Below are 11885 nucleotides of genomic sequence, written 5' to 3'. Positions count from 1 at the left end.
TACAGGTATCCCCAAGCTTCCGTTCAGCCGTAGACGATGCGCCGCAGTTGCCGGAGCGTAAGCTCGGGCGGGGCCACCGCACGGTATTTCAGGTCCGCCCCGATCCGTTCGAAGATCGTCGCGTTCACCAGGCCCTGCGCCTGGAGCTCGCGGTGGCGGCGACGGACGTAGTCCTCGGTCGTCTCGTCGAAGAAGGCGAGCACGTCCTGGATCACCCGCAGCGCCTCGCCCCGGTTCAGGGTCGTGGACCGCGTCAGATGATCAACCAGTTCGTCGTGCACCCGGTAGATCCTGAGGTACCGGCGAAGGTTTCGCAAGAATCCTGCCCGATTTCGGGCAGCGGCTTGTTGAATCTCTTATGGTGCTCTGTTCGCAAGCTGTCCATCCTGTGTCTTGCGTCTCGTCGCCCGGACACACGAGTTTCAGACGCCATGGACATTCCTCGCATGGGAGTACCCGAGCAGCTGGCCGAGCGCATGAGCATGGCCGAGCAGCACGAATACCTGCGCTCCAGATTCTCTCGGCGCAACATGATCAGAGGCGGCGCCGTCACGCTGGGCGCCGTCGCGGGTGGCGCGTTCGTGCCGGGCGCCACCGCCCAGGCCGCCGTCCCCACCCGGTCGACCGCCCCGGCCACCGAGTACGTCAACGGCGCCTTCGTCGCCCCGTTCGGCCGTCACCTCGCCTTCGGCAACGACGCCGGCACGGAGATGACGATCTCCTGGCAGGTCCCGGTCCCGGTGAAGAAGCCCTTCGTCCGGATCGGCACCCACGCCTCGCACCTCTCCGTCAAGATCGACGCCGAGGTCCGTTCCCTCTACACCCCGGCCGGTGTCGGCGCGAGCGGCGACCACACCCAGTACTACGTGCACGCCAAGCTGGCCAACCTCAAGCCGGGCAAGACGTACTTCTACGGCGTCGGCCACGACGGCTTCGACCCGGCCTCCCCGCAGTTCGCCGGCACCATAGGCACCTTCACCACCGCCCCCCGCCACAAGGCGCCGTTCACCTTCACCGCCTTCGGCGACCAGGGCGTCAGCTACCACGCGCTGGCCAACGACAGCCTGATCCTCGGCCAGAACCCGTCCTTCCACCTGCACGCCGGCGACATCGCCTACGGCGACCCGGCCGGCCAGGGCAAGTCCACCGACACGGGCTTCGACTCACGCACCTGGGACCAGTTCCTCGCCCAGACCGAGTCGGTCGCCAAGTCCGTCCCGTGGATGGTCTCCTACGGCAACCACGACATGGAGGCCTGGTACTCGCCCAACGGCTACGGCGGCGAGGAGGCCCGCTTCACCCTGCCCGACAACGGGCCGGACAAGAAGCACCTGCCGGGCGTCTACTCCTTCGTCTACGGCAACACGGCGGTCATCTCCCTCGACCCCAACGACGTCTCCTTCGAGATCCCCGCGAACCTGGGCATCTCGGGCGGCACCCAGACCAAGTGGTTCGAGGACCAGCTGAAGAAGTTCCGGGCCTCGAAGGACGTCGACTTCATCGTCGTGTTCTTCCACCACTGCGCGTACTGCACCTCCACGGCGCACGCCTCGGAGGGGGGCGTGCGACAGGAGTGGGTGCCGCTGTTCGAGAAGTACACGGTGGACCTCGTCATCAACGGCCACAACCACCAGTACGAGCGCACCGACGTCATCAAGGGCAACGCGGTCACCAAGAAGCTGCCGATCGGCGGCACGGCGTACCCCGAGTCCGAGGGTGTCGTGTACGTCACGGCGGGCGCCGCGGGCCGCAGCCTGTACGCGTTCACCGCGCCGGACTCCTACGAGGGGCACCTGAACGAGGTCGACTCCGTCGCCTCCTTCATCAACACCAAGGACGGCAAGGTCAACGAGACCGTCGCCTGGTCCCGGGTGCGCTACCTCAACTACTCGTTCCTGCGCGTGGACGTCGAGCCCGCGGCCCGGGGTCACTACGCCAAGCTGAAGGTCTCCGGCATCGCCGAGACCGGTGACCGCATCGACCACTTCACCGTGGCGCGCAAGGCCAAGTAGTCCGAGTCCGCACCGCACCCGGCACAGGCGGTCCTCACATCCTTCTGAGGACCGCCTGCTTGGCCATCGTGAACTCCTCGTCGGTGAGCACCCCGTCGCGGTGCAGCTCACCCAGCTCCCGCAGCCTCCGCAGCAGGGCGTCGTGGTCGTCCTCGGCGGCGGAGGGCGCCGGCTGCCGGGGGAGCCGGGGCGTGTCAGGGCGTACGTCGGCCCCGCCGGCCGCCGACGGATGCGGCAGCCGCGCCTGCACCGCCGCCGCGACCAGCGCCATCAGCGGGTCCTTCTTGAAGCCCCACAGCTCCACCGCGTTGGGGTCGTACTTCGGCGGCGCCTCGGTGGCCGCGCCCCGCACGGTGAACCGCAGATGGCCGTTCTCCAGCCCGGCCGACGGACACCACTCGACGCCCGTGATCTCGTCGACGGGGATCGCACGGGCGCCGGCCGCGGCCTTGGCGTCCTCCGTCTTCCAGTTCCACTCCAGGCGCACCCGCTCACCGTCGAAGCTCGCCGTGCCGTCCCCGGCGGACACCGACAGCGGGACGGACGGGCCGGGCAGCAGGTACTCGGTCACCGGACCGGACGGAACCTCGTCCAGCAGCAGCGCGCCCCGCACCTCGTCCACGAAGTACTCGGCGACGCCGTACCGGTCGGACTCCACGGCCAGCCGGTAGGGGTCGTGGGGCTCGGTGAGCCGCCCCCCGGTCGCCTGCAGCAGCGGATCGGCGCCGTCACGCAGCCGCAGCCGCAGCCGCCCCGACTTCCTGCCCTGCTCGAACGAGACCGCCGCCAACGCCCGTAAGGGGACGACCACTTCACCCAATGTGCTGCGCAGCAGGCCGACGTTCTTGTCCCGTCCGGGAGTCAGGCGCAGCGCGTCGCCGTCGAAAACCCACGTCCCGTCCTTCTGGATGATCTCCGCCATACCGGGATTGTTTCACCGGATCTTGCGGGAAAGTGGTCTCTACCACTCGTGAAGTGAAGGGAGCGCGCTTGTGAGACGGCACCACAGAACGACTCCCCGTGTCACCCGACTGCTCGGCTCGCTGCTGCTGCTCGCGGCAGGCACGTTCACGCTCGGCGCGGCCCCGGCGGAACACCCCTCCGCCGGGCAGCGCGACGCCGCCCCGCTCGGCGGGATCGTCCCGGCACCCGCCTCCGTGGAACCGGGCGGAGCGCCCTACCGCATCACCCGCGACACCGCTGTACGTGTCGACGACAACCGTGAGGTCCGCCGAGTCGGCGCCTACCTGGCGGGCATCCTGCGCCCCTCGACCGGCTACCGCCTGCCCCTCACCACGCACGGCCACGGGGGTATCCGACTGCGTCTCGGCAAGGGCCCGTTCGGCGCCGAGGGCTACCGCCTGCACAGCGGCGCCGACGGCGTCACCCTCACCGCCCGCACGCCCGCCGGCCTCTTCCACGGCGTCCAGACCCTCCGCCAGCTCCTGCCGGCCGCCGTGGAGAGGGACTCGGTACAGCCCGGCCCGTGGCAGGTCGCGGGCGGCACCGTCCAGGACGCCCCGCGGTACCCCTACCGCGGGGCGATGCTCGACGTCTCCCGGCACTTCTTCACCGTGCGCCAGGTCGAGCGCTACATCGACGAGCTGGCCCTCTACAAGATCAACGAACTGCATCTGCACCTCAGCGACGACCAGGGCTGGCGCATCGCGATCGACTCCTGGCCCCGCCTCGCGACCTACGGCGGCTCCACCCAGGTCGGTGGCGGCCCGGGCGGCCACTACACCAAGGCCGACTACCGGGAGATCGTCCGCTACGCCGCCTCCCGCTACCTGGAGGTCGTCCCCGAGATCGACATGCCCGGCCACACCAACGCGGCCCTCGCCTCCTACGCCGAGCTGAACTGCAACGGCACCGCACCCCCGCTGTACACCGGCACCGACGTCGGCTTCAGCTCGCTGTGCGCGCCGAAGCCGGTCACCTACGACTTCGCGGACGACGTCATCCGCGAGCTCGCCGCGCTCACCCCCGGCCGCTACCTGCACATCGGCGGCGACGAGGCACACTCCACCAGCCACGCCGACTACGTCACCTTCATGGACCGGGTGCAGCCGATCGTCGCCCGGTACGGCAAGACGGTCGTCGGCTGGCACCAGTTGACCGGCGCGACCCCCGCGAAGGGCGCCCTGGCACAGTACTGGGGCCTGGACGACACCGATCCCGCGGAGAAGGCTCAGGTCGTCAAGGCCGCCCAGCACGGGACCGGGCTGGTCCTTTCCCCGGCCGACCGGCTCTACCTGGACATGAAGTACACCGAGGACACCCCGCTCGGGCAGGACTGGGCGGGCCTGGTGGAGGTGCGGCGGGCCTACGACTGGGATCCGGGCCACTACCTCCAGGGAGCCCCGGACTCGGCGATCAGGGGAGTCGAGGCACCCCTGTGGACCGAGACCATCCGGACCTCCGCGGACATCGACTTCATGGCCTTCCCCCGGTTGCCCGGCGCCGCCGAGCTGGGCTGGTCCCCGGCGGCCGGCCACGACTGGGACGCCTACAAGGTGCGGTTGGCGGCACAGGCCCCACGCTGGGACGCCCTCGGCATCGGCTACTACCGGTCGCCCCAGGTGCCCTGGCCGGCCGGCTGACGTACGGCTGACACACGGCTGACGGGCACCCCGGTGGACCGTACACCGGGGTGCCCGTCCGTTCCCGGGTCAGAACCCCGCTATCGGGTTCTCCAGGCTGCCGACGAGCTGCAGCGCCCCCGACGGGTCCGCCAGGTCCACCATCTGCCGGTTGTTGCGCAGCTGGAGCCGGTTGAGGCAGGACAGGGCGAACCGGGGGGCGAACAGGTCGTACTGGCGGAACCTGTCGGCGAGTTCGGGTGTCGCCTCCTGGTACTCGCGGGTGACCTCGGCGACCGTGCGCCAGAAGGTGTCCTCCTCCAGGATCCCCTCACCGGCCAGGACGGCGGACAGGAAGCGGAAGAAGCAGTCGAAGACGTCCGTGAAGACCGACAGCAGCTTCTGGTCCTCGGGGGCCTCGACGCGGATGCGCCGGACCTCGGGCGGCAGCACCGCGTCCGGGTCCATGACGGCTATCTCCTCCGCGATGTCCTTGTAGATCGCGCGCTGTACGGCACCGTCCTTCAGGACGAGGATCACGTTCTCGCCGTGCGGCATGAAGACCAGGTCGTAGGCGTAGAAGCTGTGCAGGAGCGGGACGTAGTACGCGCGGAGGTAGCGGCGCAGCCACTCCACCGGGGACAGCCCGGACCGTTCGATCAGCGCGCCCGCGAAGGACGCGCCCTCGTGGTCCACGTGCAGCAGCGAGGCCATGGTGGCCAGGGTCTCGCCCTCCCGCAGCGACGGCACCGGGCTCTCCCGCCACAGCGCGGCCAGCATCTTGCGGTACGGCGAGTACCGGTCGGTGGCCTGCTCGTACTCCAGGTGCCGGTAGCCGACGGCCGCCCGCTCCCGGATGACCGTCAGGCCGGTCGACTTCAGCACCGGGTCGTTGTCGACGAGCCGGACCAGCCAGTCGTTGATGGCCGGTGTGGCCTCCATGTAGGCGGCCGACAGTCCGCGCATGAAGCCCATGTTGAGGACGGACAGGGCCGTCTTCACGTAGTGCTTCCCGGGGTGGGAGGTGTTGAAGAAGGTCCGGATGGACTGCTGGGCGAGGTACTCGTCGTCGCCCTCGCCGAGGCACACCAGGTTCCGGCGGGCGACCTCGGCGGCGAAGGTGACGGCGAGCTTGTTCCACCACTGCCAGGGGTGGACGGGGACGAGGAGGTAGTCGGCGGGGTCGAGGCCCTGGCCGGTGAGCGTGGCGCGGAACCGCTCCAGCGTGGCCTCGCCCAGCTCGTCCCGCAGGAACGACTCGTACTCGACGCCGACGCCCGCCGTGAACGCCGCCCGTGACCGGTGCGCCGCCAGCCAGACCAGCCGGACGGGGCTCGCGGTCTCGGGGGCGTACGACAGGTACTCGTGGACACCGAAGCCGAGCCGCCCGTTGTTGGCGACGAAGCAGGGATGGCCCTCGGTCATGCCGGTCTCGACGGCCTGGAAGCCGCTCGCGGCCAGCTCGGCGGCCGTGACCCGCGGCTTGGCGAGCTTGTAGCAGGTACCGGAGAGGGTGGAGGAGATCTCCTCCAGATAGACCGGCAGGATGTCGTCGGCGAGGCCCAGCGACTGCTTCAGCTCGATGAAGAAGTCCAGTGCCGCAAGGGGGAGTTCGGTGCCGTCACGGTGGCGGGTGATCGAGTCGGCGTCCACCTGCCAGTGGTCCAGGGCGCGGCGGACCGCGGTGAAGCGGTAGCGGGTCAGGCCGTCGTCGCTGCGGACGACGTACGCGTCCCCTGCCGCTTCGGGCGTGATCAGCCGCTCGTGCGCGAACTCGGCGAGGGCCTTGCGCACCAGGAGACGGTTGGCCTGCTCCCAGCGTTCGGGGGAGAGGTGGGCCACGGCGTCGGCGAGGCTCATACGGCCACCCCCGTCGCGGCGGCGAACTGCTCACGCGTGCAGAAGCTCAGCAACGCCTTCTTCTCCGGCTTGTCGATCTCCCGTTCGGGCACGAACCCGACGGCTTCGTTCAGGGCGTGCACGGCCTTGTTGCGGACGTCGGGTTCGACGACCACCCGGGCGGTCGCCGGGTCCTCGAAGAGATGGGCCATCACGGCGGTGATGACGGCCCGTGTGAAGCCGGGTACGGGGCTGTCGGTCGCGGGGGTGAGGAAGTGCATGCCGACATCGCCCGGTCGCGGCTCGTACAGGCCGGTCAGCTCGCGGTGGACGGGGTCGTACTTCTCCATCAGGAAGGCCGGCACGCCGTCCTCGTCGAGGCCCAGCAGGGCGTGGTGGTGCTGGTCCGCGTCGATCTCCAGGTAGGCGCGCTCGACGTCCTCGACGCTCGCGTCCTGCATCATCCAGAAGGCGGCCTTCGGATGGGTGACCCACCGGTGCAGCAACGCGGCGTCCCGCAGCGGGTCGAGGGGGCGGAAGGTGAAGGTCATGCCGTGAACTCCTGGAAGGCGATCGTCTTCTCGACCGGGTAGTACTCGGTGCCGAGCAGCTCGCGGATGATGCAGCTGTTGCGGTACGCGCCCATGCCCAGGTCGGGACTGGTGATGCTGTGCGTGTGGACACCGGCGTTCTGCAGGAAGACGCCTTTGCCTGTCACGTCGATCGCGTAGTTCCTGGCGACGTCGAAGTTGCCGTGGGAGTCGTACACCAGGCGGTCCTTGACGGGGCCCAGGAACTCCGGCTCGGTGTACCGGTAGCCGGTGGCCAGGATGAGGCCCTGGGACTCGATCTCGAAGTCCTTCTCCTGCTCCTCCTGGCGGAACGACAGCGAGTACGTGCCGTTCTCGTACGTCGCTCCGCGCAGCGACGAGTTGGTGAGCAGCCGGGTGGGGACCGGGCCACCGAGGTTCTTCTGGTAGAGCAGGTCGAAGATCTCGTTGATGAGGTCGCCGTCGATGCCCTTGAACAGGCCCTTCTGCTCGGCCGTGAGCCGGTAGCGGGTGGCCTCCGGCAGATCACGGTAGTAGTCGATGTACTCGGGCGAGGTCATCTCCAGCGTGAGCTTGGTGTACTCCAGCGGGAAGAAGCGCGGGGAGCGGGTGATCCAGTTCAGCCGGTAGCCGTGGACGTCGATCTCACCGAGGAGGTCGTGGTAGATCTCGGCGGCGGACTGCCCGGAGCCGACGAGGGTGATCGAATCCTTCTTCACCAGCTCCGCACGGTGCCGCATGTACTGGGAGTTGTGGACGAAGTCGCCGCCCAGACCCCGGCAGGCCTCGGGGACGTACGGCGGGGTGCCGGTGCCGAGGACCAGGTGGCGGGCGCGGTACACCTCACCGGCCTCGGTGCGGACGACGTACAGCTCGGCGGTTTCGTCGTACCTCACCTCGGTGACCGTCGTGCCGAAGCGGACGCTGCTCAGTCTGCCGGCGGCCCAGCGGCAGTAGTCGTCGTACTCGACGCGCAGCGGGTAGAAGTTCTCGCGGATGTAGAACGAGTACAGTCTGCCCTTCTCCTTCAGGTAGTTGAGGAAGGAGTACGGGGAGGTGGGGTCGGCCAGGGTGACCAGGTCCGACATGAACGGGGTCTGGAGGTGGGCGCCGTCGAGGAACATGCCCGCGTGCCATTCGAAGTCGGGCTTGGACTCCAGGAAGACGCCGCTCAGTTCGCCGATCGGTTCGGTGAGGCAGGCGAGGCCGAGGTTGAAGGGGCCGAGCCCGATCCCTACGAAGTCGTAGGGGGCGGTCGGGACTTCAGGACGCGCGGTCAAGGGTCTCTCCCAGGTACTGCTCGGCGTGGCCGGCGATCAGGCCGAGGACGGCGGCGATGTCGTCCGGCGTCGTCTCGGGGTTGAGCAGGGTGAACTTCAGGTAGTGGCGGCCGTCGACCTTGGTGCCCGCGACGACGGCGTCACCGGAGGCGAACAGGGCAGCCCGGGCGTGGAGGTTGGCACGGTCGATCTCGGCCGGGTCGGTGGCGGCGGGGACGTAGCGGAAGACGAGGGTGGAGAGGGAGGGCTCGACGACGACGTCGAAGCGGGGATCGGCCGCCAGGAGCCCGTAGCCCTCCCGGGCCAGGTCGCAGACCTCGTCGAAGAGTTCGCCGATGCCGTCGGCGCCCATGGTGCGCAGGGTCATCCACAGCTTGAGGGCGTCGAAACGGCGCGTGGTCTGCAGGGACTTGTCGACCTGGTTGGGGATGCGCTCGGTCACCATGCGGCGCGGGTTGAGGTACTCGGCGTGGTAGGTCGCGTGGCGCAGCGTCGAGGCGTCCCGCACCAGCAGGGCCGAGGAACTCACCGGCTGGAAGAAGGACTTGTGGTAATCGACGGTGACCGAGTCGGCGCGTTCGATGCCGTCCAGCAGGGCGCGGCGGGTGCGGGAGACCAGCAGTCCGCAGCCGTAGGCGGCGTCCACGTGCAGCCACGCACCGTACTGGGCGGAGAGTTCGGCGATCTCGTGGAGCGGGTCGATGGAGCCGAAGTCGGTGGTGCCGGCGGTGGCGACGACGGCCATCGGGACGAGACCGGCCTGCCGGCAGCGCTCCAGTTCATGGGCGAGCGCGACGGTCCGCATGCGCTTGTCGTGGTCGACGGGCACGGAGACCACGGACTCCGGTCCCAGGCCCAGAAGCTTGGCGGACTTCTTCACGCTGAAGTGGCTGACCTCGGAGGCGAAGATCCGCAGGCGGGACGCCGCATCGCTCTTGGCCTCCTCACGGGCGAGGAGCAGCGCCTGGAGGTTGGACTGGGTGCCGCCGGAGGTGAACACCCCGTCGGCGGACGGGCCGAGGCCGATGCGGGTGGCCGTCCAGTCGATGAGCCGGCGTTCGATCAGGGTGCCGCCGGCCGACTGGTCCCAGGTGTCCAGGGAGGAGTTGACGGCGGAGAGCACCGCCTCGCCGAGCACCGCCGGGATGACCACCGGGCAGTTGAGGTGGGCGAGGTAGCGGGGGTGGTGGAAGTAGACCGCGTCCCGGAGGTAGACCTCCTCCAGTTCGTCCAGCACCGCGCTGGTGTCGTGCAGCGGGCGGTCGAGGTCGATGCCGTCGATGCGGGGGGCGAGGGCGTCGACGGTGACGCCGGTGAACGGGCTTTCGATGGTGGCGAGTTTGGCCGCCACCCGCTCGACTCCTTCGGTCACGGAGCGGCGGTAGTGCTCCGCGGTGAGGTCATTGAGCAGGTGCGAGCGCATGTGGGGGTCCTCCGGGGGCGATCCGTACGGGGAGTCGGGATCAACTTAGGTTAGCCTAACCTAAGTTAGAGCGGAGTTACTCCGACACCCTCAGCTGTTCCTCGGTCATCCCCCGCCGCCAGTAGCCGACGAAGGTGATGCACCGGCGGTCGATTCCGCGCTCACCGACGAAATGCCGGCGCAGCGCCTTGACGCACCCGGACTCGCCCGCGATCCAGACGTACGGGCGCGCTGCGGGCGGAAGTTGTGTCTCGCGCAGGATGTCGAGGGCCATGGGGGACCCGTCGGACCCGCTCGGATCGCGGACGAGCCAGGTCACCTCGGCGTCCGCGTCGGTCACGACGTCCTGGATGTCACCGGCGTCGTCCACCTCCAGCCAGGCGTGCACGCGGGTGCCGGCCGGCAGGGACTCCAGGGTGGCGCAGGCGGCGGGTACGGCGCTCTCGTCGCCCCAGACGACGACGAGGTCGGTGCCCTCGGGCGGGCGGAAGCGGATCGCGCGGTTGTCGGCGACGGCCGGGCCGAGCAGCAGGACCCGGTCTCCCGGGGCGGCGCCGGACGCCCAGCGGGAGGCGGGGCCCGACGGGTTGTGCAGGGCGAAGTCGATGTCGATCTCGTCCGGGTCGCGGCGCAGCGCCCGAAGGGTGTACGAGCGCATCACCGCCCGCACGTCCTCGGGGAGTTCACGCCAGCCCTGCCACCAGCTGTCACCGAGCGCCAGCGGCACCACGGGCTCGGGCTGGCCCGGGTGCGGCAGGAACAGGGACAGGGACTGGTCCCGCCCCTGGGAGTGGAAGGCGTGCAGGTCGGGCCCGCCGAAGGTGACCCGGACGAGAGACGGGCCGAGCCGCCGCGTCCTTACGACCTGGAGGGAGAAGAAGCGGAACGGGGCGGCTACGGCGGTGGTCACCGGTGGCTCCTGACGGTCAGAAGGGTGCGGGTGTCAGCTGACCTTCTTGGCGGTTTCGATGGCCTTCGCGAGGTCCTCGAGGAGCGGTACGCACTTGTCGTACGACAGGATCGGCTCGGGATTGCGGGCGATGACCTGGCCGGCCTTGACCGCGGGCAGCTTCTTCCACGTTCCCTCGGTGATGTCGGCGGGCTGGATGGCCGAGGAGCGGTTGTCCATCATGATGATGTCGGCGTCGTACTTGTCGACGTTCTCCCAGCTCAGCGACTCGTACCAGCCGCCGCCCTTGGCCTTGGCCTTCTCCGGGGGCTCCACGAAGTTCACGCCGAGGGCCTTGAAGTACTCCAGGTCGACGGAGAGGTCGGAGCCGGAGACGTAGAACAGGTCCTGGCTGGCGGAACCGGCCATCACCTTGATGCCGGGCTTGGCCTTGGCGGCGGCGCGCAGCCGGGCGGCCGCGGCCTCGAAGCGCTTCTTGGCCTCGGTGACCTTGGCGGTGGAGGTGTCCGCCCCGAGGGACTTGGCGAGCGCCAGCATGTGCTGCAGCGGCTCGGTGAGCTGGCGGTCGTAGACGGAGATGCCGACGCTCGGGGCGCCGACGGCCAGGATCTTCTTCTTCGACTCGTCGGGGACGTACCAGAGCGTGCCGGCGCCGTCGAACATGGTGGAGACGAGGAGGTCCGGCGCGAGGGACGCGTACTTCTCGATGTTGAACTGGCCCCACTCGTTGCCGAGTACGGTCACCTTGCTGACGTCCATGTCGCCGGCCTGGACGTCGGCCTTGCCGTCCTTGGTCTTCGTCGGGCCGAAGACGCCCTTGGCCTGGATCCCGTAGTCGTACAGCGCGGCGGCCACACCGACGAACGCGACGATGTCCGCCGGGACCTTGTCGGCCTTGGCGGTGGTGCCGCGGTCGTCCTTGAAGGACCAGGGGCCGGACTTGCCCGCCGCCGTGCCGCTGCCCGCGTCCGCGCCTTTCCCGTCGTCGTCCCCGCAGGCCGCCAGCGCGGCCCCGAGGCCGAGGGCGCCGCCCGCGGCGAGGATGCCGCGACGAGTGGGGTGGGTACGGGCGTTGGGCATGGGTATGACTGCTTTCGAACAGGGCTCGGTGCCCGCCGGACAGGTTCCAAGGTAGGTTAGCCTAACCTCACCTGATGTCCAGTGGGCGGGGTTCCGTCGCGGCGTACCTCGCGCCTAGGGCCTGTCCGGCGGATCATGCCGCAGACGCGGGGCTTGGCACGCCCTCCCCCACTCTCGGCTTCGCTCGAGCGGGCGGTGCCCCCACCGG

General features: G+C 69.5%; 10 protein-coding genes. 2 read left to right on the top strand and 8 right to left on the bottom strand.

The window, feature by feature from the left end; genetic code table 11:
* Positions 1 to 23: 23 nt before the first annotated feature.
* Positions 24 to 281 carry a hypothetical protein gene (locus tag ACFY0F_RS30740; protein ID WP_388801415.1) on the bottom strand — a complete coding sequence of 86 codons (258 nt, stop codon included), beginning with the start codon at positions 279 to 281 and terminating at the stop codon, positions 24 to 26.
* A gap of 165 nt (positions 282 to 446) precedes the next feature.
* Here ACFY0F_RS30740 and ACFY0F_RS30735 point away from each other — a divergent pair, with 165 nt between their 5' ends.
* Positions 447 to 2012 carry a fibronectin type III domain-containing protein gene (locus ACFY0F_RS30735; RefSeq protein ID WP_388801412.1) on the top strand — a complete coding sequence of 522 codons (1566 nt, stop codon included), beginning with the start codon at positions 447 to 449 and terminating at the stop codon, positions 2010 to 2012.
* A 34-nt stretch (positions 2013 to 2046) separates the two neighbouring features.
* On the opposite strand, the gene ACFY0F_RS30730 is transcribed toward ACFY0F_RS30735, so the two are convergent.
* Positions 2047 to 2934 (bottom strand): DUF4429 domain-containing protein, encoded by an 888-nt coding sequence (locus tag ACFY0F_RS30730; protein WP_388801409.1) that lies wholly within the window; start codon positions 2932 to 2934, stop codon positions 2047 to 2049.
* Between the two features lie 70 nt (positions 2935 to 3004).
* On the opposite strand from ACFY0F_RS30730, the gene ACFY0F_RS30725 reads away from it, so the two are divergent.
* Positions 3005 to 4615 (top strand): beta-N-acetylhexosaminidase, encoded by a 1611-nt coding sequence (locus ACFY0F_RS30725; protein ID WP_388801407.1) that lies wholly within the window; start codon positions 3005 to 3007, stop codon positions 4613 to 4615.
* A gap of 69 nt (positions 4616 to 4684) precedes the next feature.
* Here ACFY0F_RS30725 and ACFY0F_RS30720 read toward each other — a convergent pair whose 3' ends face one another.
* The 6 genes from ACFY0F_RS30720 to ACFY0F_RS30695 form a co-directional block, all read right to left on the bottom strand.
* Positions 4685 to 6454, bottom strand: a complete 1770-nt coding sequence (locus ACFY0F_RS30720) for an IucA/IucC family protein (RefSeq protein ID WP_388801404.1) — start codon at positions 6452 to 6454, stop codon at positions 4685 to 4687.
* The gene (locus ACFY0F_RS30715) at positions 6451 to 6984 is read right to left on the bottom strand and encodes a GNAT family N-acetyltransferase (RefSeq protein WP_388801401.1); all 534 of its coding nucleotides are present in this window, start codon (positions 6982 to 6984) and stop codon (positions 6451 to 6453) included. The genes ACFY0F_RS30720 and ACFY0F_RS30715 overlap by 4 nt, the downstream gene beginning before the upstream one ends.
* A complete protein-coding gene (locus ACFY0F_RS30710) occupies positions 6981 to 8264 on the bottom strand; it encodes a lysine N(6)-hydroxylase/L-ornithine N(5)-oxygenase family protein (protein ID WP_388801397.1) in 1284 nt (427 codons plus the stop codon). Before ACFY0F_RS30710 ends, ACFY0F_RS30715 begins: the two co-directional genes overlap by 4 nt.
* Positions 8248 to 9687 carry a lysine decarboxylase DesA gene (desA, locus tag ACFY0F_RS30705; RefSeq protein ID WP_388801394.1) on the bottom strand — a complete coding sequence of 480 codons (1440 nt, stop codon included), beginning with the start codon at positions 9685 to 9687 and terminating at the stop codon, positions 8248 to 8250. The genes ACFY0F_RS30710 and desA overlap by 17 nt, the downstream gene beginning before the upstream one ends.
* A 76-nt stretch (positions 9688 to 9763) precedes the next feature.
* Positions 9764 to 10597: a siderophore-interacting protein gene (locus ACFY0F_RS30700; protein ID WP_388801391.1), complete on the bottom strand. Its 834-nt coding sequence runs from the start codon at positions 10595 to 10597 to the stop codon at positions 9764 to 9766.
* A 33-nt stretch (positions 10598 to 10630) separates the two neighbouring features.
* Entirely contained in the window at positions 10631 to 11677 is a 1047-nt protein-coding gene (locus ACFY0F_RS30695; protein ID WP_388801388.1) for an ABC transporter substrate-binding protein, read from the bottom strand.
* Between the last annotated feature and the right edge of the window lie 208 nt (positions 11678 to 11885).

The organism is Streptomyces sp. NPDC001544, from assembly GCF_042894285.1.
Lineage (GTDB): Bacteria > Actinomycetota > Actinomycetes > Streptomycetales > Streptomycetaceae > Streptomyces.
The sequence above is the reverse complement of the archived record's forward strand: the minus strand, read 5'-3'. Positions and strand labels throughout refer to the sequence as shown.